At 73.0% G+C, this 23,352-nt stretch carries 19 protein-coding genes; 17 read left to right on the top strand and 2 right to left on the bottom strand.

Annotated elements, in window-relative coordinates; all coding sequences use genetic code 11:
• Positions 1 to 36 precede the first annotated feature (36 nt).
• Positions 37 to 3,645, top strand: a complete 3,609-nt coding sequence (gene smc, locus RDV89_RS12510; protein WP_315733384.1) for a chromosome segregation protein SMC — start codon at positions 37 to 39, stop codon at positions 3,643 to 3,645.
• Positions 3,642 to 4,103, top strand: a complete 462-nt coding sequence (locus RDV89_RS12505) for an acyl-CoA thioesterase (protein WP_315733383.1) — start codon at positions 3,642 to 3,644, stop codon at positions 4,101 to 4,103. The genes smc and RDV89_RS12505 overlap by 4 nt, the downstream gene beginning before the upstream one ends.
• A 27-nt stretch (positions 4,104 to 4,130) precedes the next feature.
• On the opposite strand, the gene RDV89_RS12500 is transcribed toward RDV89_RS12505, so the two are convergent.
• Positions 4,131 to 4,679: a hypothetical protein gene (locus tag RDV89_RS12500; RefSeq protein ID WP_315733382.1), complete on the bottom strand. Its 549-nt coding sequence runs from the start codon at positions 4,677 to 4,679 to the stop codon at positions 4,131 to 4,133.
• A gap of 205 nt (positions 4,680 to 4,884) precedes the next feature.
• Here RDV89_RS12500 and ftsY point away from each other — a divergent pair, with 205 nt between their 5' ends.
• The 9 genes from ftsY (at position 4,885) to RDV89_RS12455 (ending at position 16,642) form a co-directional block, all read left to right on the top strand.
• Positions 4,885 to 6,057, top strand: a complete 1,173-nt coding sequence (gene ftsY, locus RDV89_RS12495; RefSeq protein ID WP_315733381.1) for a signal recognition particle-docking protein FtsY — start codon at positions 4,885 to 4,887, stop codon at positions 6,055 to 6,057.
• 122 nt (positions 6,058 to 6,179) lie between these two features.
• Positions 6,180 to 6,518, top strand: a complete 339-nt coding sequence (locus RDV89_RS12490) for a P-II family nitrogen regulator (RefSeq protein ID WP_315733380.1) — start codon at positions 6,180 to 6,182, stop codon at positions 6,516 to 6,518.
• A complete protein-coding gene (locus tag RDV89_RS12485) occupies positions 6,452 to 8,749 on the top strand; it encodes a [protein-PII] uridylyltransferase (protein WP_315733379.1) in 2,298 nt (765 codons plus the stop codon). Before RDV89_RS12490 ends, RDV89_RS12485 begins: the two co-directional genes overlap by 67 nt.
• A gap of 63 nt (positions 8,750 to 8,812) precedes the next feature.
• Positions 8,813 to 10,384, top strand: a complete 1,572-nt coding sequence (ffh, locus tag RDV89_RS12480) for a signal recognition particle protein (protein WP_315733378.1) — start codon at positions 8,813 to 8,815, stop codon at positions 10,382 to 10,384.
• 10 nt (positions 10,385 to 10,394) lie between these two features.
• Positions 10,395 to 10,778, top strand: a complete 384-nt coding sequence (locus tag RDV89_RS12475; protein ID WP_315733377.1) for a hypothetical protein — start codon at positions 10,395 to 10,397, stop codon at positions 10,776 to 10,778.
• Positions 10,779 to 10,783: 5 nt separating this feature from the next.
• The gene (locus RDV89_RS12470) at positions 10,784 to 11,881 is read left to right on the top strand and encodes an amidohydrolase family protein (RefSeq protein ID WP_315733376.1); all 1,098 of its coding nucleotides are present in this window, start codon (positions 10,784 to 10,786) and stop codon (positions 11,879 to 11,881) included.
• 208 nt (positions 11,882 to 12,089) lie between these two features.
• Entirely contained in the window at positions 12,090 to 13,856 is a 1,767-nt protein-coding gene (locus tag RDV89_RS12465; RefSeq protein WP_315733375.1) for an ABC transporter family substrate-binding protein, read from the top strand.
• 144 nt (positions 13,857 to 14,000) lie between these two features.
• Positions 14,001 to 15,551, top strand: a complete 1,551-nt coding sequence (locus tag RDV89_RS12460; protein WP_315733374.1) for an ABC transporter permease — start codon at positions 14,001 to 14,003, stop codon at positions 15,549 to 15,551.
• Between the two features lie 2 nt (positions 15,552 to 15,553).
• Complete coding sequence (locus RDV89_RS12455; RefSeq protein ID WP_315733373.1) at positions 15,554 to 16,642, top strand: ABC transporter permease; 1,089 nt, start codon at positions 15,554 to 15,556, stop codon at positions 16,640 to 16,642.
• A 2-nt stretch (positions 16,643 to 16,644) separates the two neighbouring features.
• Here RDV89_RS12455 and RDV89_RS12450 read toward each other — a convergent pair whose 3' ends face one another.
• Positions 16,645 to 17,232 (bottom strand): PH domain-containing protein, encoded by a 588-nt coding sequence (locus RDV89_RS12450; protein WP_315733372.1) that lies wholly within the window; start codon positions 17,230 to 17,232, stop codon positions 16,645 to 16,647.
• Between the two features lie 65 nt (positions 17,233 to 17,297).
• Between RDV89_RS12450 and RDV89_RS12445 the strand changes: the two genes are divergently transcribed.
• From RDV89_RS12445 to RDV89_RS12420, 6 genes are all read left to right on the top strand, one after another.
• Positions 17,298 to 19,130, top strand: a complete 1,833-nt coding sequence (locus RDV89_RS12445; protein ID WP_315733371.1) for an ABC transporter ATP-binding protein — start codon at positions 17,298 to 17,300, stop codon at positions 19,128 to 19,130.
• A gap of 167 nt (positions 19,131 to 19,297) precedes the next feature.
• A complete protein-coding gene (rpsP, locus tag RDV89_RS12440; protein ID WP_315733370.1) occupies positions 19,298 to 19,786 on the top strand; it encodes a 30S ribosomal protein S16 in 489 nt (162 codons plus the stop codon).
• A gap of 5 nt (positions 19,787 to 19,791) precedes the next feature.
• Entirely contained in the window at positions 19,792 to 20,034 is a 243-nt protein-coding gene (locus tag RDV89_RS12435; RefSeq protein ID WP_315733633.1) for an RNA-binding protein, read from the top strand.
• Between the two features lie 102 nt (positions 20,035 to 20,136).
• On the top strand, positions 20,137 to 20,727 hold the full coding sequence (gene rimM / locus RDV89_RS12430; protein ID WP_315733369.1) for a ribosome maturation factor RimM: 591 nt from the start codon (positions 20,137 to 20,139) through the stop codon (positions 20,725 to 20,727).
• Positions 20,728 to 20,730: 3 nt separating this feature from the next.
• Positions 20,731 to 21,897, top strand: coding sequence for a tRNA (guanosine(37)-N1)-methyltransferase TrmD (trmD, locus tag RDV89_RS12425; protein ID WP_315733368.1), 1,167 nt, complete (start codon positions 20,731 to 20,733; stop codon positions 21,895 to 21,897).
• A 195-nt stretch (positions 21,898 to 22,092) separates the two neighbouring features.
• A complete protein-coding gene (locus RDV89_RS12420; protein ID WP_315733367.1) occupies positions 22,093 to 23,304 on the top strand; it encodes an ammonium transporter in 1,212 nt (403 codons plus the stop codon).
• Positions 23,305 to 23,352: the final 48 nt, after the last annotated feature.

Here is a 23,352-nt window from a genome sequence, read left to right as displayed (position 1 = left end):
CCTGACCCGCACCATCTTCCGACGAGGAGCGTGCCGGTGTACCTGAAGAGCCTGACCCTCAAGGGGTTCAAGTCCTTCGCCTCGTCGACGACCCTCCTGCTCGAGCCCGGCATCACCTGCATCGTCGGGCCCAACGGGTCCGGCAAGTCCAACGTCGTGGACGCGCTCGCGTGGGTGATGGGGGAGCAGGGCGCCAAGAGCCTGCGCGGCGGCAAGATGGAGGACGTCATCTTCGCGGGCACCTCCGGCCGCCCGCCGCTGGGCCGCGCGGAGGTGGCCCTGACCATCGACAACGCCGACGGCGCCCTGCCGATCGAGTACGCCGAGGTCACCATCAGTCGCACGATGTTCCGCAACGGCGGGTCGGAGTACGCGATCAACGGCACCGCCTGCCGCCTGCTCGACGTGCAGGAACTCCTCAGCGACTCCGGCATCGGCCGCGAGATGCACGTCATCGTGGGCCAGGGCCAGCTCGACTCGATCCTGCACGCGACGCCGGAGGACCGGCGGGGCTTCATCGAGGAGGCGGCCGGGGTCCTCAAGCACCGCAAGCGCAAGGAGAAGGCGCTGCGGAAGCTGGACGCGACCGAGGGCAACCTGACGCGCCTGGGCGACCTGCTCACCGAGATCCGGCGCCAGCTCAAGCCGCTGGGCCGGCAGGCCGAGGTGGCCCGGCGGGCCAGGACCGTGCAGGCCGACGTGCGCGACGCCCGCGCCCGCCTCCTCGCCGACGACCTGGTCACCGCCCGCGACGCCCTGGCGCAGGAGCTGGCCGACGAGTCCGTGCTGGTCGAGCGGCGCAAGGAGGTCGCAGCCGCTCTCGAGAGCGCGCGCGCCGAGGAGGGTCAGGTCGAGGCGGCGCTGCGCGAGGACCTGCCGGCGCTGGCGGCCGCGCAGGAGACCTGGTTCGGGCTCGCGGGCCTGCGCGACCGGATCCAGGGCACGCGGTCGCTGGCCGCGGAGCGCGTGCGTACGGCCGCCGACGCGGAGCCCGCGCCGACCTCCGGCCGCGACCCCGAGCAGCTCGAGACCGAGGCCGCGAAGGTGCGCGAGAACGAGGAGCGGATCGCTGCCGAAGTCGCCGCGAAGTCCGCCGCGCTCCAGCAGGCCGTGGAGCGTCGCGGTGAGGCGGAGGAGGCCGCGGCCGCCGAGGAGCGACGCATCGCCACCCTGCAGCGGGCCGCGGCGGACCGCCGTGAGGGCCTCGCCCGGCTGCACGGCCAGGTCAACGTGGTGCGCTCGCGGGCCACGGCGGCCGAGGACGAGGTCGGTCGGCTCACGCTCGCCCGCGCCGACGCCCTCGCCCGGGCCGAGCGAGCCGAGCAGGACCTGGCGGCGCTCGAGGGCACGGTCGCGGGTCTCGACGAGGGTGAGGAGGGGCTCGACGCGGAGCACGAGACCGCCAGCGACCTGCTCGGTGGCGTCGAGGAGCGGATCGCGGAGCTGCGCGCGGCGCAGCAGGGAGCCGGCCAGCAGCGTGCGGCCCTCGCGGCCCGCAAGGAGGCGCTCGAGCTCGGGCTCGCGCGCAAGGACGCCGCCGGCGCGCTGCTCGCCGCGGGCGACCGGCTCGACGGCATCACCGGGTCGACGGCCGCGGTGCTGACCGTGCGGGCGGGCCACGAGACGGCCGTCGCCGCCGCCCTGGGCGCAGCCGCCGACGCGGTCGTCGTGGAGGGCGTCGGCTCCGCGTCCGCGGCCATCGAGCTGCTCAAGGCCGACGACGCCGGCCGCGCGGGACTGGTGGTCGCGGGCGGCCCGGGCGCCCCGGCGGACCCCGCGGCCGGGGCCGGACGCGCGCCGCTGCCCCCGGGCGCCACCTACGTCATCGACGTCGTCGAGGCGCCGCCGGCCGCTCGGCCGGCCCTCGCGCACCTCCTGGAGCGCCACGTCGTCGTCGACGACCTGGCGGCCGCCCGCGACCTCCTGGACGACCACCCGGAGCTCGTCGCGGTGACCCAGGAGGGCGACGTGCTGGGCACGCACTGGGCGCGCGGCGGGTCGCAGGCCCAGCCGAGCCTGCTGGAGGTCCAGGCGGCGGTGGACGAGGCGACCGACCAGCTCGGCGCGGCCGACCGGGAGGTCGAGCGGCTGGCCGCCGACCTCGCGCAGGCCGAGGGCGAGCTCACCGGCGCCCGGCAGCGGGTCGACGCGGCGCTCGCGCGCCTGCACGAGTCCGACGCCGCGCTCGCGGCGGTGGCCGAGGAGCTGGCGCAGCACGGGTCCCAGGCGCGGGCCGCCCGGGGCGAGGCTGACCGGCTGGAGAAGGCGATCGCCGCGGCCGAGAAGGCCCGCGAGGAGGGCGTGGCCGGTCTCGCCGACCTCGAGCGCCGCCTCGCCGAGGCGGAGTCGGCGCCCGACGAGGAGCCCGACACGACCGAGCGGGAGGAGCGCGCCGCCGCGGCCCGGGAGGCTCGGCAGGGCGAGATGGACGCCCGGCTCGCCCTGCGCACCGCCGAGGAGCGGGCTCGCGCGATCCACGGCCGCGCCGACGCCCTGCTGCGCCAGGCCCGCCAGGAGCGGGAGGCGCGGGCGCGGGCGGCGGAGCGCAGGGAGCGGGTACGCCGCCAGGCGGCCGCCGCACGGGCCGTCCTCGCCGGCGCCGACGTCACCCTGGCGCGGCTCGAGCTGTCGGTGGCGGAGGCGGCCGTCGTCCGGGGCCGCATCGAGGAGGCCCGTCGGGGGCGCGAGGAGCACCTCGTGGCCGTCCGGGCGCGGGCGCGGGACCTCGCGAAGGAGCACGACGAGCTCACCGAGGGCGTGCACCGCGACGAGATGGCGCGCGCGCAGCAGCGGATGCGGGTCGAGCAGCTGGAGCAGCGCGCCGTCGACGAGCTGGGCACGGACGCGGACGTGCTGGTGGCGGAGTACGGGCCCCACGTGCCGGTGCCGGTCGACGCGCCCGCCGGGGCCGAGGGCGACGCGGTCGACGCCGACGGGGGCGGGGACGGCGACGCGCACCCCGAGCCGGCCACGACGCCGTACGTCCGCGCCGAGCAGGAGAAGCGGCTGCGCTCCGCGGAGCGTGCCCTCTCCCAGCTCGGCCGGGTCAACCCGCTGGCGCTGGAGGAGTTCGCCGCGATGGAGGAGCGTCACCAGTTCCTCACCGAGCAGCTCGAGGACCTCCGCAAGACCCGCAAGGACCTCCTGGACATCGTGCGCGAGGTCGACGCCCGGGTGGAGCAGGTGTTCACCGAGGCGTGGGAGGACGTGCGCCAGGCCTTCGATCACGTCTTCGCCCGGCTCTTCCCGGGCGGCGAGGGGCGCCTGCTCCTGACCGACCCGAGCGACATGCTCACCACGGGCGTCGAGGTCGAGGCCCGCCCGCCCGGCAAGAAGGTCAAGCGGCTCTCGCTGCTCTCGGGCGGCGAGCGCTCGCTCGTCGCGGTGGCGTTCCTGGTGGCGCTGTTCAAGGCCCGCCCGTCGCCGTTCTACATCCTCGACGAGGTCGAGGCGGCCCTCGACGACACCAACCTGGGGCGGCTGCTGGAGATCTACGAGGAGCTGCGCGAGAGCTCCCAGCTGCTCGTGATCACCCACCAGAAGCGGACGATGGAGGTCGGCGACGCGCTCTACGGCGTGACCATGCGCGGCGACGGCGTGTCGGCCGTGATCAGCCAGCGACTGCGCGAGGAGGCCTCCGCATGACCCGTCCCGCCCGCCCCACCCGGTCCGACTTCGTGGCCTGGCGCCGCGTGACCACCCGCTGGCGCGACGACGACGCGTACGGCCACCTCAACAACGCGACCTACTACGAGCTGTTCGACACGGCCGTGAACGCCCACCTCTACGAGGCCACCGGCCTCGACGTCCGGGCGCTCCCGCAGATCGGCGTCGTCGCGGAGACGTCCTGCCGCTACTTCCGTCAGCTCGGGTTCCCCGCGCCCATCGACACCGGCCTGGTGGTGGAGCGGCTCGGCACGTCGTCCGTGACGTACCGGATCGGCCTGTTCCAGGGCCCGGACGGAGGGCCCGACGAGGAGGCCGCGGCGGAGGGCCGGTTCGTCCACGTCTACGTCGACAACACCGGCGGACCCGACGGACGCACCAGCGTGCCGGTGCCCCCGGAGATCCGCGCCGCCGTGGAGCCGCTGCGCCGCGACTGAGCCTTTGGCGGTTGTTGGTGGCGCCTGTCACCCTGTGAACGACGCTGTCGTCATTCGCTGCTGGACCGTTCTCGGAAGGCCTTCCCCGTGCTCGTCATCGCCGTGTCCCTCTTCGTCATCCTCCTCGTCGCGGGCGGCGTCGTGGCCGTCGTCGCGAGCTCGTCGCGGGAGGCCGCCGACCACCCCCTCGCGCAGCGGGTCCGCAACGCGCTGCCGACCCTGCCGGTCATCCGCGAGGACGAGGACGTGCACCTGCGCCGGTGACCACCAGCTCGCGTGATCACCGGCTCCCGTGATCACCGGCTGCTCCGCGAGCATCAGCAGGTGGTCCGGTGCGTCCGGCCAGGTGTCGGTCACGATCCGCCTCCGCTCCGCGCACACCTGCGCGTGCACCCGCTCCGGCTCGCCCACCCGCCCGCGCAGCTCGACCAGCAGGCGGGGCACCGCGCTCGTCGTCGGGAGACCGTCGGTCGACCGGGCCACCAGCCGGGCCAGCGGATCCCTCACCGCGGCCGGGTCCTCCGCCGTCGCGTCGCGGGCGGCCACGACCCAGCGCTGGTGGCCGTCGCGCAGCACGTCGATCGCTAGCGCCTCGATGCCGGGCGTGGAGGCGTACAGACGCCGACGTGAGATGCCCACCGCGCCGGCGAGGTCCGCCGGCGTCCGAGCCAGCGGTCCCGGACGCCGAACCGGATGGGTGCTCCGGTGACCCGTCCCGCCGGGCCGCGTCGGACCTCGGTCGCGTTCGGACCCGTGGGGCCCGGGTGGTTGGATGGCGCCCATGGGTGAGTGGTTGTACCTCGTCATCGGCGTGGCCGTGCTGGCCGTCGTCGTCATCGTCGGACTCGTCACGGTCGGCCGGCGCCGGCCCGTGCCGCCGGTCGAGGCGCCGGACTCGCAGGCCCCCGACACGCCGGGCTCCGACACGCTGGCGCCACCGCGCCCGGTCGAGGCGCCCGAGGACCCCACGCACGCGGTCGTCGAGCCGCTGGAGCCGGAGGCGCCGACGGCGGTGCCGACGCCCGTCGTCGAGAAGCCCGAGGGCACGGCGTCGCGCCTGGTGCGGCTGCGCCAGCGGCTCTCGCGCTCCCAGGGCGGGCTGGGCCGCGGACTGCTCGCGATCCTGTCGCGCGACCGTCTCGACGACGACGCGTGGGAGGACATCGAGGACACGCTGCTGACCGCCGACATCGGTGTCGCGCCCACCCAGGAGCTCGTCGACGGCCTGCGCACCCGCCTGCGCGTCGAGGGCGACTCCGTCGACGTCCGCGCCGCGCTGCGCGAGGAGCTGGTCAAGCTCGTCGACCCGACGATGGACCGCACGCTCAAGGTCAGCGGCGCCGACGGCGCTCCGGGCGTCGTGCTCGTGGTCGGCGTGAACGGCGCCGGCAAGACCACGACCGTTGGCAAGATCTCCCGGATCCTCGTGGCCCAGGACCGCTCGGTCGTGCTGGGCGCGGCGGACACGTTCCGCGCCGCCGCGGTCGAGCAGCTGGCGACCTGGGGCGAGCGGGTCGGCGTGCCGGTCGTGCGGGGGCCGGAGGGCTCCGACCCGGCCAGCGTCGCGTTCGAGGCCGTGAAGCAGGGCGTGGCCGAGGACGTCGACACGGTCCTGGTCGACACCGCCGGTCGCCTGCAGAACAAGGCCGGCCTGATGGACGAGCTGGGCAAGGTCAAGCGCGTGATCGAGAAGCAGGCGCCCGTCACCGAGGTGCTCCTCGTGCTCGACGCGACCACCGGTCAGAACGGCATGGTCCAGGCGCGCGTCTTCAGCGAGGTCGTCGACGTCACCGGCATCGTGCTCACCAAGCTCGACGGGTCGGCCAAGGGCGGCATCGTGGTGGCGGTCCAGCGTGAGCTCGGCGTGCCGGTCAAGCTCGTCGGTCTGGGGGAGGGCCCCGACGACCTGGCGCCCTTCGACGCCGGCGCGTTCGTGGACGCCCTGCTCGGCTGAGCACGGAAGTTACCTCGGCCTGGGACGCTGTTACACGTCTGAAACACGACGACGGCGGGGCCGAAACCTCGGCCGCGTTGGGTGAGGCGCACGAACCCGAAGGGGCCGGAGGGAGTGGGAAGATGAAGCTCGTCACCGCAGTCATCAAGCCGCACAAGTGGGAGGACGTCCGCGAGGCGCTCGAGACCTTCGGCGTGACCGGCATGACGGTCAGCGAGGTCAGCGGCTACGGCCGCCAGAAGGGCCACACGGAGGTCTACCGCGGCGCGGAGTACGACATCGCGCTGGTGCCCAAGATCCGCATCGAGATCGTCGTGGACGACGAGGACGCCGACGACATCGTCGGGATCATCGTCAAGACCGCGCAGACCGGGCGCATCGGCGACGGCAAGGTGTGGGTCTCCGGGATCGACACCGTGGTGCGCGTGCGCACCGGCGACCGCGACTCCTCGGCGATCTGAGCGCGGCGGAGCGCGCCGCCCGCACCGACCGGGCGGACGCGCTGTGCGCACGGGCGTACGCGGACGCCGGCGGGCCGGACGTCGGCACCGCGCTCGTCGCGGTGGGGGGCTACGGGCGTCGGGAGCTCGCGCCGTACTCCGACCTCGACGTGCTGCTGGTCCACGACCCGGACGTGGACCCGGCCGCGGTCGCGGAGCTGCTCTGGTACCCGCTGTGGGACTCCGGGGCCAAGCTGGACCACGCGGTCCGCTCGACCGAGGAGACCATGGCCGCGGCCGGCGGCGACCTCAAGGTGGCGCTCGGTCTCCTCGACCTGCGGCACCTCGCGGGTGATTCGAACCTGACGCTGCGCCTGCGCACGTGGGTGTTCGCGGAGTGGCGGCGCACGGCGCGGGAGCGGCTGCCCGAGCTGCGGCGCCTCACCCGCGCCCGCCACGAGCTCGTCGGCGAGCTGGCCCACCTCTCGGTGCCCGACCTGAAGGAGTCCGAGGGAGGGCTGCGCGACGCCGTCGTGCTGAAGGCGCTCGTCGCGACGTGGCTGGTCGACGTCGCGCACACCGACCTCGACCTGGCGCGTCGGGCACTGCTCGACGTCCGCGACCACGTGCACGACCTCGCGGGCCGGGCCACGGACCGCGTCGCCCCCGAGGCCTGGGACGGTCTCGCGCAGCGCACCGGCGCGGCCGACGCGGTGGCCGCCCAGGTGCACGTGCGCGACCTGGGACGGCGCATCGACCACATCTCCCGCACGACGTGGCGCCGGGTGGACGCGGTGCTGGCCCAGGAGCGCGTGCCCACCCGTCCCCGACGCCCGGCGCTGGAGAGGGTGGCGCCCGGGGTCGCGCTCGCCGCCGGCGAGATCGTCCTCGAGGCGTCCGCGCGGCCGGCCCACGACCCGGTGCTGGTCCTGCGCGCCGCGGCCGAGGCCGCCGAGCGCGACGTGCTGCTCGCGCCCGCGACGGCGGCGCGCCTGGCGAGGGAGTCGGCGGACCTGCCCGTCCCGTGGCCCGAGGAGGCGCGCCAGGCGCTGGTACGCCTGCTGGCCTCCGGCCGCGGCCTGCTCGACGTGTGGAGCACGTTGGAGGAGACGGGCGTCGTCGCGCGTCTCCTGCCGGAGTGGGCCCGGATCCGCAACCTGCCGCACGCCTCGGCCATCCACCGGTTCACGGTCGACCGCCACGTCGTGGAGACGTGCATCGAGGCCGGAGCCCTGATCCGCAACGTCGCCCGCCCGGACGTGCTGATGGTCGCGGCGCTGCTGCACGACATCGGCAAGGGCGGGCTGACCGAGCACAGCGTCGCGGGGGAGCCGATCGCCCGCGAGGTCGCGACCCGGATCGGGTTCGCCCCCGACGAGGTCGACCTGGTGGGCGACCTCGTGCGCTGGCACCTGCTGCTCTCGGAGACCGCGACGACGCGGGACCCCGACGACCCCGCCACCGTCGAGGCGGTGGCCGAGCGGATCACGAGCCCGGAGACCCTCTCGCTGCTGGTCGCCCTGACCGAGGCGGACGCCCGGGCCGCGTCGGCGAAGGCGTGGTCGACGTGGCGGGCCGGCCTCGTGCGCCACCTGGCCCGACGCACGCTGGCGACCCTCCTGGCCCGGGCGAGCGGAGCCAGCGCCCCGCGCGTACCCGACAGCGAGGTGCCCCTCCCCGCCGACGTGCGCGAGGGCGTCGTGGAGATCGAGGTCAGCGAGGTGGCCGACGGCTCGCGCGTCACCGCGGTCGCCCTCGACCGCAAGGGCGTGCTCGCCGACGTGGCGGCGGCCCTGGCGGTGCAGAAGGTCGCGGTGCGCGGAGCACGGGCCTGGTTGCAGGACTCCTACGCCGTGTCGGTGTGGGAGACCGCGGCGAGCGGGATCGACGCCGCCGTGCTGCGCCAGCAGGTCGCCGCGATCGTCGAGGGCCGCCTCGACCCGCGGGAGCGGATCGCGCGCCAGGTGCGCTCGCGCCGGGCCCCGTCGGTGGTCGTGCGACCCGAGGCCTCGACCACCGCGACCGTGCTCGAGGTGCGCACGGACGACCGGCCCGGGGTGGTGGCCATGGTCTGCCGCACCCTGGCGGAGCTCGACGTGTCGGTGCGCTCGGCCCACATCTCGACGCTCGGGCCGCAGGCCGTCGACGTGTTCTACGTGCAGGAGGAGTCGGCCGGTGCGCTCTCGGAGGCGAGGGCGGCGCAGGCGGCCCACCACGTCCGCGAGGTGCTGGCCGGGACCGTCGAGACCTGAGTTCCGCGCGGGGCGGGCTAGGCTGGACCGACGCCCGAATCACGACCGCGAGGACCACATCCGTTGTTCGCCACTCTCTCCGACCGGCTCTCGGCCACCTTCAAGAACCTGCGCGGCAAGGGCAGGCTCTCCGAGGCCGACATCGACGCCACCGCCCGCGAGATCCGCATCGCGCTGCTCGAGGCCGACGTCGCCCTGCCCGTCGTCAAGCAGTTCGTCGGTGCGGTCAAGGAGCGCGCGCGCGGCGAGGAGGTCTCCGGCGCGCTGAACCCGGCGCAGCAGATCGTCAAGATCGTCAACGAGGAGCTCGTCACGATCCTCGGCGGCGAGACGCGCCGGCTGCGCTACGCGAAGAACGGCCCGACCGTCATCATGCTCGCGGGCCTCCAGGGCGCCGGCAAGACGACGCTGGCCGCCAAGCTCGCGCTGTGGCTCAAGGACCAGGGCAAGACGCCCCTGCTCGTCGCGTGCGACCTGCAGCGTCCGAACGCCGTCAACCAGCTCCAGGTCAACGGCGAGCGCGTCGGTGTGCCGGTGTACGCCCCGGAGCCCGGCAACGGGGTCGGCAACCCGGTGGCCGTGGCGCAGGCCTCGATCGAGGAGGCGAAGCGGCGCCTGCACGACGTCGTCATCGTCGACACCGCGGGTCGCCTGGGCGTCGACGCCGAGCTGATGCAGCAGGCCGCCGACATCCGCGACGCCGTGCGCCCCGACGAGGTCCTCTTCGTCGTCGACGCGATGATCGGTCAGGACGCGGTCACCACGGCGCAGGCGTTCCTCGACGGCGTCGGCTACGACGGGGTGGTCCTCACCAAGCTCGACGGTGACGCCCGCGGTGGTGCAGCCCTCTCGATCGCCTCCATCACGGGCAAGCCGGTCATGTTCGCCTCCAACGGCGAGAAGCTGACCGACTTCGACCTGTTCCACCCCGACCGGATGGCCTCGCGCATCCTCGACATGGGCGACGTGCTCACCCTGATCGAGCAGGCCGAGCGCACCTTCGACGCCGAGCAGGCGATGAAGGCGGCGCAGAAGCTGCAGGGCCAGGGCGGCGACTTCACGCTCGACGACTTCCTCGAGCAGATGCAGCAGGTCCGCAAGCTCGGCTCGCTCTCCAAGATCATGGGGATGCTGCCGGGCATGGCGCAGTTCCGCGACCAGCTCGACAACTTCGACGAGCGCGAGATCGACCGGATCCAGGCCATCATCCAGTCGATGACGCCGGCCGAGCGGGCGAACCCGAAGCTCATCGACGGCTCGCGCCGCGCCCGCATCGCCAAGGGCTCGGGCCGCCAGGTCTCCGACGTCAACACGCTGGTGGACCGCTTCTTCGAGGCCCGCAAGATGATGCAGCAGATGGCCAAGGGCGGCGGCATGCCCGGCATGCCGGGGATGCCCGGGATGCCCGGCCTCGGCGGCGGCAAGCGGGGCAAGGCCAAGCCGCAGCCCAAGAAGGCGAAGGGCAAGCGCGTCTCCGGCAACCCCGCCAAGGCGGCGCAGCAGCGCCAGGCGGCGAAGGAGAAGGCCGACACCGGCAACCCGTTCGGCGCCCCGGCGGGCGACGAGGGCATGGACTACGAGAAGGCCGCCGCGGCGCTCGACCTGCCGTCGGACTTCTCCAAGTTCCTCAAGTAGGCCGCGCCCGGTGGCTCGCGCGCCCGCGTCGGTGCTCGTCGTCGACGGCGCGAACGTCGTCGGCGCCCGGGCCGACGGCTGGTGGCGCGACCGCGCGGGCGCCGCGCGTCGGCTGCACGAGGAGCTGCTGGTCGCCGACCTCGACGCCGAGGTCGTCGTGCTGGTCCTGGAGGGCGGGGCGAAGGCGGGCGTACGCGCCGGCCGCGACGTCCACGTCCGCACCGTGCACGCGCCCCGCGACGGCGACCGCACCATCGTCGACCAGGCGCGCGAGGCCGTGGCGGCCGGCGCCCGCACGACGGTGGTGAGCGCGGACCGCGCCCTGCAGGCACGTGCGGCCGGGGTCGGGGCACTGGCCGTGGGGCCGAGCTGGCTCCTCGACCGGCTAGGTTGAGGCGCATGACGGCGCTGCGCTTCCGGGGTCCGGTCCTGCCCGACGGAGAGCCGCGGGAGGTGTACGTCGTCGACGGCCACGTCACCTACGAGCGCCAGGCGGGCGCGGACGGCGCCGTGGACGGCTGGATCGTCCCGGGCCTCGTCGACGCCCACTGCCACCTCGGCCTGGACGACCACGGGGCCACGACGGACGCCGAGGCCGAGGCCCAGGCACTCGCCGACCGCGACGGCGGGGCCCTGCTGATCCGCGACTGCGGCTCCGCGCTGGACACCTCGTGGATGCACGAGCGCGAGGACCTGCCGCGCCTCGTCCGCGCCGGCCGGCACGTGGCGCGCACGCGCCGCTACATCCGCGGGTACGCCCACGAGGTCGAGCCCGAGGGCCTCGTCGAGCAGGTACGCACGGAGGCGCGGCGCGGTGACGGCTGGGTCAAGCTGGTCGGCGACTGGATCGACCGCGCCTCCGGCGACCTGACGCCGTCCTTCCCGCCCGAGGCCTTCGCCGCCGCGATCGCCGCGGCGCACGAGGAGGGCGCTCGGGTGACGGCGCACTGCTTCGGCCACGACGTCCTCGCGGGGCTGCTGGACGCGGGGATCGACTGCATCGAGCACGGGACGGGCCTGACGCCGGACCTCGTCGAGCAGATGGCGGCCGCCGGCACCTCGCTGGTCCCGACCGTGATGCAGCTCGACAAGTTCCCCGAGCACGCGAGCGCCGGCGCGGCGCGCTTCCCGGCGTACGCGGCCACCATGACCGACCTGCACGTGCGCCGCCGCGACACCCTGATGGGTGCGTTCGAGGCCGGGGTGCCGATGTACGCGGGCTCGGACGGCGGGGGGATGTCGCGCCACGGCAACCTCGTCGGCGAGGTCGTCGCGTTGGCCGCCCTGGGCCTGCCGGTCGCCGACGCCCTCGGCGCGGCGTCCTGGAGGGCCCGGGAGTGGCTCGGCTGGGAAGGCTCGCTGGCCGAGGGCACGACCGCCGACTTCCTGGTCACCGAGAGCGACCCGCTCGTCGACCTGTCGACGCTGATGCGACCCCTGGCCGTCGTGCTGCGGGGGCGCATCGTCGCTGGTTCCGGCTCTGCGCGCAACGGCTGAAGATGTTCCGGCGCCGGACCGTGACGCGCGTGACCCTTCCGTCCACCTCGCGCTCGGGCAGAAGTCTCGCTTGCGTAACGATGCTGGTCTAGTCGCGCTCCGGGTCTGTCCGTGGCGCTCGCCTTGCGGATAACTTGCCGCGCGGTGCCGCTCGGTCCCACCCGAGGTGTGTGGGGACGGCGCCAGTGACGGAGAGAGTGGAGGACCCGTGGGAGTCAAGAAGTGGGGCGTGGCCGCAGCAGCGGTCGGCCTGGGCGCGACGGCACTGACCGCGTGCTCCAGCGACGGTGGCAGCGGCGACGAGGAGCAGGGCGGCGGCGGCGGCGCCGTCCGCATCGCGGAGGTGAACGAGTTCACCTCGTTCAACAACAACTCGGCGGCGGGCAACCTCGACACCAACAGCAAGATCGCGTACCTGACGCGCAGCAGCTTCATCTACGTCGACGACGAGCTGAACATCGTCCCGGACGAGGGGTTCGGCACGGTCGAGGTCGAGTCCGAGGACCCGCTGACGGTCACCTACACGGTCAACGAGGGCATCGAGTGGTCCGACGGCGAGCCCGTCGACGCCGACGACCTCATGCTGGCCTGGGCCGTGCAGTCCGGCTACTACGACGACGCCACCATCGACCCGGCCACGGGCGAGGTCTCCGGCGGCACGTCGTACTTCACCTACGCGGGCGACACCGCCGGCCTGGGCCTCACCGAGCTCCCCGAGGTCGGCGAGGACGGCCGGTCCGTCACCCTGACCTACACCGAGCCGTACGCGGACTACGAGCTCGTCGACCTGGGCATCGACCTGCCGGCGCACGTCGTCGCGGAGGGCGCGGGCACGACCAGCGAGGAGATGCTGGAGGCCTTCCAGAGCACCCCGCGCGGCAACGCCGACGCCCCGGCCGAGGCGAACCCGACCATCAAGGCCGTCGCCGACTTCTGGAACACCGGCTTCGACGTGACGAGCCTGCCGGACGACGAGAGCCTCTTCCTGTCCTCGGGCCCCTTCATCGTGGACAGCTGGGACGCCGGCGAGTCGATGACGCTGGTCAAGAACGAGAACTACGGCGGCGACCGCGAGGTCTCCTACGACTCCGTCGTGGTCCGCTTCATCGGCGACGCGAACGCCCAGGTCACCGCGCTGCGCAACGGCGAGGTCGACATCATCTCGCCGCAGCCGTCGGCCGACACGCTCGACACCCTCGAGTCGATCGAGACCGCGACCGTCGAGCAGGGCGACCAGTTCTCGTACGACCACCTCGACCTCAACTTCGGCTCCGAGGTCTTCGCGGACCCGACCGTGCGTGAGGCGTTCATGAAGATCGTCCCGCGCCAGCAGATCCTCGACTCGATCGTCACCCCCCTCAACCCCGAGGCGGCGATCCTGGACTCGCAGATCTTCTTCCCGGGCCAGGAGGGCTACGACGAGGCCGCCGGCTCCAACGGCTCCGACGCGTACGCCGAGCCCGACATCGCGGGCGCGCAGGAGCTCCTCGCCGGTCGCACCCCGACCGTGCGGGTCCTCTACAACACGGAGAACCCGAACCGCGTGGACGCGTTCACGCTGCTGCAGCAGAACGCGGCCGAGGCCGGCTTCGTGATCGAGGACCTGGGCTCGCCGGACTGGAGCTCGCTCCTGCCGGGCGGCGACTACGACGCGTCGATCTTCGGCTGGATCTCCTCGGGCGTCGGCGTGGCCGGCGTGCCGCAGATCTTCGGCACCGGCGGCGGCGGCAACTACAACGGGTACTCGAACCCCGAGGCCGACGCGCTCATGGACGAGCTCATCGTGACGCTCGACCGTGACGAGCAGATCGCGCTGCAGACCGAGATCGACTCGACCCTGTGGGCCGACTTCTACGGCCTGCCGCTCTTCGCCAGCCCGGGCGTGCTGGCCTACGGCGAGCGCGTCACCGGTCCGGCGTACTACCCGGGCCAGACCGGTGCGGTGTGGAACTTCTGGGAGTGGGAGCTCAGCTGATCCCACGCCACGTCGTGACCGGCTGACGCCGGTCGGCGACACAGCGTGATCGGGGGGCGTCGGAGCAGCAGTTCCGGCGCCCCCCGAAATCCGCCCGCAGGTCCGGAGGATCCCGGACCGGGCCCGCCAAGGAAGGACCGCAGCGTGGCTGCATTCGTTTTCAGGCGACTTCTCGCCTCGGTGCTCATCCTGTTGGGCGCCTCGTTCCTCGTCTACATGATGATGGCGTTCACGCTCGACCCCCTGCGCGACCTGCGCGAGAGCCGGTCGGCCACGCGCGACATCCAGATGGCCGACCGCATCGCGCGGCTCGACCTCAACTCGCCCTGGATCGTGCGCTACTTCGACTGGCTGCGGGGCGCCGCGAGCTGCGTGGCCCCGATCGGCCCCCTCGAGTGCGACCTCGGCCTCAACCGCTCGGGCCAGTCGGTGAACAGCCTGCTGGCCGGCGCGCTCGGCTCGACCCTGCGCCTGGTGACCGTCTCCACCGTCGCCGCCTGGGTCGTCGGCATCACCGTCGGCATCGTCTCGGCGCTGCGCCAGAACTCGGGCTTCGACTACGGCGTGACCTTCACCGCCTTCCTCTTCTTCTCGCTCCCGTCCTTCTGGGTCGCGGTGCTGATGAAGGAGTTCGTCGCCCTGCCCGTCAACGCCTTCTTCGAGGATCCGTCCCTGCCCTGGTGGGCCTACGTCCTCGTCTTCGTCGTCTTCGGCACGATCATGCAGAGCGCTCTCGCCGGGGACCGGCGACGACGGCTGATCGTGTTCGCCGGCGCCGGCGCCGTCGCGACCGGGCTGCTCGCCCTGCTGGTCACGACCCAGTGGTTCCTCGACCCGGGCTTCGGCTACGTCGGCGTCGTCCTGATGGCGGCCGTCATCGGCGGCCTGACGATGGTCGTCCTCGCCGGCACGAAGCACCGCGGCGCGCAGATCACCGCGGGCGTCACCGCCGTCCTGGGTGTCGTCAGCTACCCCCTGGTCCAGATCCCGTTCAACAACGCGCCGTCGATCGGTCTGATCCTGGGTCTGGCCGTGGCGGCGATCGCGGTCGGCATGGCGGTCGGCTGGCTGGCCGGCGGCTACGACCGCGGCATGCAGATGCGTCTCGGTGCGATCATCGCCTTCCTCATCGGCGCGGTGATCCTGCTCGACCGGTTCATGCAGGCCTGGGCGCCGTACCTCAACTACACGCCCGTGCAGGCGCGCTCCGGCCCGGTGCCGACCGTCGGTTCCTCCACGCCGCTGCTCGACGGCAGCTTCTGGGTCGAGGGTCTCGACCTGGGCGTCTCGCTCCTGCTGCCGACCTTCGCGCTCGTGCTGGTCTCGATCGCGACCTACAGCCGCTACACCCGGGCCGGGATGATCGACGTCCTCGGCCAGGACTACATCCGCACGGCACGGGCCAAGGGCCTGCCCGAGCGGGTCGTCGTGGTGCGCCACGCGTTCCGCAACTCGCTGATCCCGCTGGCGACGATCGTCGCCACCGACATCGGCGCGCTGCTGGGCGGCGCGGTGATCACGGAGAAGGTCTTCAGCATCCCCGGCATGGGTGCGCTGTTCACCGACTCCCTGCTGCGTGACGACCCCAACCCGGTGATGGCGTTCTTCCTGGTGGTCGCGGCCTTCGCGATCCTGTTCAACTTCATCGCCGACATGTCCTACGCCGTTCTCGACCCGAGGGTGCGATCGCATTGAGCATGAACCCCGACGTCACGGTCACGCCGCCGCCCGAGGGCGGCCACGACGTGCCGGAGACCAAGCAGGAGCAGGGCAAGAGCCAGGGCCAGCTGATCCGTCGGCGGTTCATGGCGAACAAGCTCGCGCTCGTCTCGATCGTCGTGCTGGGTCTCGTGGCTCTGCTCGGCATCACGTCGCTCGGCGTCGGCCCGATCCCGGGCTGGTGGAAGTGGGGGTACGCCGAGGCGCCGCCGCTGCAGAACGGCGGCGGACGGCCCACCCTCGAGCTCTGGCCCTTCTCGCTGGGCGACCACCCGTTCGGTCAGCACCGCACGGGCAAGGACTACTTCGCGATGGTGATGCGAGGGATCCAGAACTCGTTCCTCGCGGTGTTCATCATGGGCGCCATCGCCACCGTCCTCGGCAGCGTCGTCGGCGCCCTCGCCGGCTACTACCGCGGCTGGGTCGACGCGATCCTGATGCGCATGACGGACCTCGTCATCGTCGTGCCCGTCCTCGTGCTCGGCGCGGTCATCGGTCGCGGCTTCGGCGCGAACGGCGTGGTGATCCTGTCGATCTTCCTCGGCCTGGTCCTGTGGACCGGTCTGGCCCGCCTCGTGCGCGCCGAGTTCCTCAGCCTGCGCGAGCGGGAGTTCGTCGACGCGGCCCGGGTCGCCGGGGCGAGCGACGCACGGATCATCTTCAAGCACATCTTTCCGAACGCGATCGGCGTGGTCATCGTGACCTCGACGCTCGTGATGGCGTCGGCGATCCTGCTCGAGGCGGCGCTCTCGTTCCTGAACCTGGGCGTGAAGCCGCCGGACGTCTCGCTCGGCTACCTCATCAGCGAGAACTCGGCGGCGTTCAAGAACCGGCCCTACCTGTTCTGGTGGCCAGGCCTGTTCATCATCCTCATCGCGCTGTCGATCAACTTCATCGGCGACGGCCTGCGCGACGCGTTCGACCCGCGCCAGACGCGGTTCAACGCCCGCAAGACGGTCGACCGCGACGCGCCGGTCGCGGCCGTCGACCTCGACACGAAGTCGACGGACGCCTCGGGTGCTGCGGACGGCCGTGGCACCGGCGGCCCGGGGGAGGGCCGGTCGTGAGGTCAGAGGAGCCCGGGCAGGACCACGGTCGCGGCCAGGAGCACACCGGCGACGGCGAGCTCCGGGACGTGCCAGCGGACCTGCTCGTGGACCTCCTCGGCCCGTCCGGCCTCGATGCCGCCCGTGGCCAGCAGGTGCTCCCAGCGCTCGCGCACGAGGTGGGCGGCGTCGCCCGAGCTCGTGCCGCGCAGGTCGCCGGGTCGCACGCCCGCCTCGCCGGGACGCGGCTTGCGCACCTCGCGCTGCCGGCGCACGGACGAGGGCCGGGCCGGGGCGGGTGCGGCCCACGCGGAGTGGGCGGCGCGCGCGGTGCGCAGCGTGAGGGCGTACTTCGTCTCCACGTGGATGAGCGCCTCCCACGGCACCACGACGGTGCGCAGGACGTTGTGCAGCTGCGTGCCCTCGGCGTCCACGACGACGTGCGGGCGCCACAGCACCAGCCACAGCAGGTAGGCGGCCAGGACGAAACCCGGCAGCGCGGGCAGCAGGTCGCCCGTGCGTGCCAGGTCGAGCGCGAGGAGCGCCTCGACCACCCACAGCGCGACGGCGGTGCGTCGGTTGAACCGCGACGTGTAGACCTCCGAGCTCATGAGGCCATCGTGGCAGGGCGACGCGGACGGACCTCCGCTGCCTCCACGAGCGGAAAGGTGGAGATGTGACCACGGACGACAAGTCGGTCGACCTCGGCAAGCAGGGCGCGGCCCTCGCGGACCGCACGCCCGTGCTCGAGGTGTCGGGCCTCAGCGTCGACTTCGCCGTCGACGGCTTCTGGGTGCCGGCGGCGAAGAAGCTGGACTACACGGTCCACAAGGGCGAGGTGCTCGGCATCGTCGGCGAGTCCGGCTCCGGCAAGAGCGCGAGCTCGATGGCGCTGCTCGGGCTGCTGCCCCGCAACTCCCGCACCCGCGGCAGCGCCCGCCTCAGCGGCGAGGAGCTCGTCGGCCGCTCGACCGAGTCGCTGCGCAAGGTCCGCGGCAAGCGGATCGCGGCGATCTTCCAGGAGCCGATGACGGCGCTGAACCCCGTGTACACGATCGGGTTCCAGCTGGTCGAGACCCTGCGGCTGCACTTCGGCATGTCCCCGAAGGAGGCCGAGGCCCGCTCGCTGGAGCTGCTCGACCTGGTGGAGATGCCGGACCCGCTGAAGGCGTACCGCTCGTTCCCGCACCAGCTCTCGGGCGGCCAGCGGCAGCGCTGCATGATCGCCCAGTCCATCTCGTGCGACCCCGAGCTCCTGATCGCCGACGAGCCGACGACGGCGCTCGACGTGACGGTCCAGGCCGAGGTGCTGGAGCTGCTGCGCTCGCTGCAGAGCCGGCTGGGCACGGCGACGCTGCTGATCACCCACGACATGGGCGTGGTGGCCGACCTGGCCGACAACATGATCGTGATGCGCAAGGGCGAGATCGTCGAGCGCGGCACGACGCACGACGTGTTCGCCTCGCCGCGCCACCCCTACACCCGCGAGCTGCTGGAGGCCGTGCCGAAGCTGGGCACGGGCGGCGCGAGCGACGAGACGATCGACCTGACCGCGTCGCTGGCGGCCTCGGCGCAGACCGACCTCGACCCCGAGCTCGCGGCGCAGGCGGCCGAGGCGGAGCGTCTCGCGAAGCTCGCCCACGAGCGGGCGGAGCGGGAGGCCGAGCAGCGCGAGGTCGTCCTGGAGCTGTCCGACGTCGTCATCGAGTACCCCAAGCGCGGCCGGGTGCCGGCGTTCCGGGCGGTCGAGGACGCCAATCTGGTGATCCGCAGCGGCGAGGTGCTCGGCCTCGTGGGCGAGTCCGGGTCGGGCAAGTCGACCATCGGACGGGCCGCGATCGGGCTGCTGCCCGTGCACTCGGGGCGCCTCAGCGTGGTCGGCACCGACCTCCTGCAGCTGTCGCGGGCGGAGCGGCGCCAGGTCTACCGCCGCGTCGGGATCGTCTTCCAGGACCCGGCGTCGTCGCTGAACCCGCGGCTGCCGATCGGCGAGAGCATCGGCGAGCCGCTGCTGCTGGCCGGCGAGGCGCGCGGCAAGGAGCTGCAGCACCGGGTGCAGGCGCTGCTGGACTCGGTCGAGCTGCCGCGGGAGTACGCGAACCGCTACCCCCACGAGCTCTCCGGCGGTCAGAAGCAGCGCGTCGGCATCGCCCGCGCGCTGGCGCTGCGACCGGAGCTCCTGGTCGCCGACGAGCCGACCTCGGCCCTGGACGTGTCGGTGCAGAGCAAGGTCCTGGCGCTGCTGAAGAACCTGCAGTCGGAGTTCGGCTTCGCCTGCCTGTTCATCAGCCACGACCTCGGCGTCGTCGACCTGATGTGCGACCGGATCGCCGTGATGCACCACGGACGGATCGTGGAGCAGGGCCCGCGCGAGGAGGTGCTGCGGGCGCCGAAGGAGGCGTACACCCAGCGTCTGCTGGCCGCGATCCCCTTCCCCGACCCCGACGTGCAGCGCGAGCGGCGCGAGCTGCGGCTGCGCATCCTGGCCGAGACCTCGGAGGAGGTCTGACGGATTTCCTCCGGCCGTGAGTGCTCTGGCACAATGGCCGGTCGAGTCGTACGACGAGCGGACCCTCTCATCCGGTCGTCGCCCGCCCATCCGAGGTCGTGCCCGGTGCCCCACTCCGGCGTCCGCACCTCGACCACCCGCAATACTTCGAGGAGACACCACCCACCGTGGCCGTCAAGATCCGTTTGAAGCGCCTGGGCAAGATCCGGGTGCCGCAGTACCGCATCGTCGTCGTCGACTCCCGCAAGAAGCGCGACGGCCAGGTCATCGAGGAGATCGGCCTGTACCGCCCGAAGGAGGAGCCCTCGTACATCGAGGTCACCTCCGACCGTGCGCAGTACTGGCTCGGCGTCGGCGCGCAGCCGTCGGACGCCGTCGAGGCGATCCTCAAGGTCACCGGCGACTGGCAGAAGTTCAAGGGCCTGCCGGGCACCGAGGGCACGCTGAAGGTCGCCGCGCCCAAGGCCGACAAGCTCGAGATCTTCAACGCCGCGCTCAAGGAGGCTCAGAGCGAGCCCAAGGGTGAGGCCGTGACGAAGAAGTCCAAGAAGGCCGAGGCTGCTCCGGCTGCCGACGCCGAGGCGCCCGCCGAGGCCCCCGCCGAGAAGACCGAGGCTCCGGCCGAGGCCGAGACCGCCGGGTCCGACGAGGCGTGAGCGCGATGCTGGCCGATGCGCTCGAGCACCTGGTCCGGGGGGTCGTGGCCCACCCGGACGACGTCGTGGTCCGTGACCGCGACCTGCGTCGTGGCTCCGTCCTCGAGGTGCGCGTGCACCCGGACGACCTCGGCAAGGTGATCGGTCGCAACGGCCGCACTGCGACCGCGTTCCGCACGGTGATCGGCGCTCTCGCCGGTCGCGACGGCGCGCGGATCGACTTCGTGGACGTCGACCGGCGCCGCTGAGGCCCCGGTCGCCGTCCGGCGACGCACGACGGGCACCGCTCCCCACCGGGGGCGGTGCCCGTCGGCGTTCCTGGGGCCGGCGCGGCGGTAGGCTTCGCGGCCGTGAGCACCAGCACGGAAGTCCTCGTCGGACGCATCGGCAAGCCCCACGGACTGCGCGGCGACGTCACCATCGACGTCCGCACCGACGAGCCCGAGCTGCGCTTCGCGCCCGGGTCCCGCCTGCGCACGGAGGCGCCGCGCGGCAGCAGGGGCGTACGCGACGAGCTCGAGGTCGCCAGCAGCCGCTGGCACCAGGGCGTGCTGCTCGTGACCTTCGAGGGCGTCGGCGACCGCGACGGCGCGGAGGCGCTGCGCGACACCCTGCTGCGGGTCACGCTGCCGTCCGACGCCACCCCGGCCGACGCGGACGAGTACTACGACCACCAGCTCGTCGGCCTCGCGGTCCTCGACCTCGAGGGGACCAGGATCGGTGAGGTCCGTCAGGTGCTGCACGGCGCGGCGCAGGACCTGCTGGGCGTGCGGACGCCGGACGGGCGCGACGCGCTCGTGCCGTTCGTGGCCGCGCTCGTGCCGGAGGTCGACCTCGACGCCGGGCACGTCGTGGTCGCCGACCGACCGGGCCTGGTCGCTCCGTTCGCCGACGAGCAGGCCGAGCAGGCCGCCGACGAGCAGGCCCCGGGCGAGGCCTGAGCCTTGCGCATCGACGTCCTCTCGATCTTCCCCGACTACCTGCGCGCGCTCGACCTGTCCCTGCCCGGCCGGGCCCAGCGCAGCGGGCTGCTCGACCTGCGGGTGCACGACCTGCGCACCTGGACCCACGACCGGCACCGCACCGTCGACGACACGCCCTACGGCGGCGGGGCCGGCATGGTGATGAAGCCGGAGCCGTGGGGCGAGGCGTTCGACGAGATCGGGCTGGAGGGCGCGGTGCTGCTCGTGCCGACGCCGTCGGGCGAGGTCTTCCGCCAGTCCACGGCGCGGGAGCTCGCCGGCGAGGAGCGGCTCGTGATCGCCTGCGGGCGCTACGAGGGCATCGACGCGCGCGTCGTGGAGCACGCGGCGGCGGGTGGCGCACGGGTGCGGGAGGTCTCGATCGGCGACTACGTCCTCAACGGGGGCGAGGTCGCCGCGCTGGCCGTCGTGGAGGCGGTCGTACGCCTGCTGCCCGGCTTCATGGGCAACCCGTCGTCGCTGGTGGAGGAGTCGCACGAGGACGGCCTGCTGGAGTACCCCGTCTACACCAAGCCGCCGACGTGGCGCGGGTTGGACGTTCCCGACGTGCTGCGGGGCGGCGACCACGGCGCGATCGAGAGGTGGCGCCGCGAGCGCGCGCTCGAGCGCACCGCGCGGCGTCGGCCCGACCTGCTGCCGGTCTCGCAGCTCGCGGCGCTGGGGGAGTACGACGTCGCCACGGCCACCGCGGGCGACGCGGGTGAGCTGTGGACCCTGAGCCGTGCGTGCTGGGTGGCGGAGGCCCAGGCCAACCCCGGCGTCGAGATCCCGGCCCTCCACGAGGACCTGGACGACGTGCTCGCCGGCCTCGGGGCGTGGACGACCCTGGTCGCGCGCTCCGGCGGGCGCCTCGTGGCGTCCGTGCGCGGGCGCCTCGACGACGGCGCCTGGGACGTCGGGCGCCTGATGGTGGCGCCGGACCTGCAGGGCCGGGGGATCGGGCGACGGCTGCTCGGGCTGGGGGAGGAGCTCGCGGCCCCGCACGTCGCGAGCGGTGAGGTGCGGGCGTACCGGCTCGTCACGGGCGCGGGCAGCGAGGGCAACCTGCGGATGTACCGCAAGGCCGGCTACCGGGTCGTCGGCCCGGCCGAGCCCGGTGCGCTGCGGCTGGAGAAGCCGGTCCGCTGAGCGCCGTCTGAGGATCTCCTGAGGGGCCGGCGACGGCCGTGTGACGCCGCCCGACACAAATCCGGGAACTCCGTTACGTGCTCGAAACAGGAGGGCCCTCGGGGCGCAACACGGCGTCGCCACGATTCCGGACGAAGCGCGGCCAGCAACGAGGCACGGGTCGCCGCTCGCTCCGAGACAAGCAAAGAGGTTGGTATGACTCTCGATCTGGCATGGCTCCTGCTGTGCGCGGCGCTCGTCATCTTCATGACGCCGGGCCTTGCTTTCTTCTACGGCGGCCTGGTGAAGTCCAAGTCCGTCGTGTCGATGATGATGCTGAGCTTCGGCTCGATGATGATCGTGACGATCCTGTGGGTGCTCTACGGCGCCACCGGCATCGGCGCGATCGGTGACAGCGGGATCAGCCAGTTCTTCGGCAACCCGTTCCAGGACTTCGGGCTCACCGAGGCCGTCAAGGCCGAGGACAGCACGCTGGGCACGATCGCGTTCGGCGCGTCGTTCGCGATCATCACGGTCGCCCTGATCTCCGGCGCGATCGCGGACCGCGCGCGCTTCTTCCCCTGGATCCTCTTCGCGGGCATCTGGGCCACGCTGGTCTACTTCCCGGGCCAGGCCTGGGTCTGGGCCGGCTGGATCCTCAACGGTGACTTCTTCCTCAACGGCACCGGCGCGCTCGACTGGGCCGGTGGCACGATCGTCCACCAGGCCTCCGGTGCGGCGGCCCTCGCCCTCGCCCTGGTGCTCGGCAAGCGCAAGACCGGCTTCACCAAGGAGGAGGCGGTCCCGCACAACGTGCCGTTCGTCCTGCTGGGTGCCGCGATCCTGTGGTTCGGCTGGTTCGGCTTCAACACCGGTGTCTACGGCGCGGACGAGGGCCAGACGAGCCTGATCTTCCTCAACACGCTGATCACCCCGGCCGCGGCCATGTTCGGCTGGCTCGTGGTGGAGCACTTCCGCGAGGGCAAGGCCACGGCGGCCGGTGCCGCCTCCGGCATCGTCGCGGGCCTCGTCGCCATCACCCCGGCCTGCGCGCACATCTCGCCGGTCTGGGCGCTCCTGCTCGGCGTGATCGCCGGCGCCGTGTGCTCCGTCGCGATCGACCTCAAGTACAAGTTCGGCTACGACGACGCGCTCGACGTGGTGGGCATCCACCTGGTCGGTGGCTTCATCGGCTGCATCTACCTCGGCTTCTTCGCCGAGTTCGACGGCACCGGTCTCGTCTTCGGCGGCGGCTTCGCCCAGCTGTGGGCGCAGTTCTCCTCGTCGGTCTTCATGATCGGCTACGCCTTCGTCGTCGCCTACCTGGTCGGCCTGGCGATCGAGAAGACGATCGGCTTCCGGGCCAAGGAGGAGGACGAGCTCGCCGGCATCGACACCCAGCACGGCGCGGCGTACGCCTTCGACTGAGCACCACCGCACCCCCGCTGACCTGCGCGGGTGACCTGACGGCCGGCC

The sequence above is a fragment of the Nocardioides imazamoxiresistens genome (assembly GCF_032378595.1).
Taxonomy (GTDB): Bacteria; Actinomycetota; Actinomycetes; order Propionibacteriales; family Nocardioidaceae; genus Nocardioides; species Nocardioides imazamoxiresistens.
The sequence above is the reverse complement of the archived record's forward strand: the minus strand, read 5'-3'. Positions and strand labels throughout refer to the sequence as shown.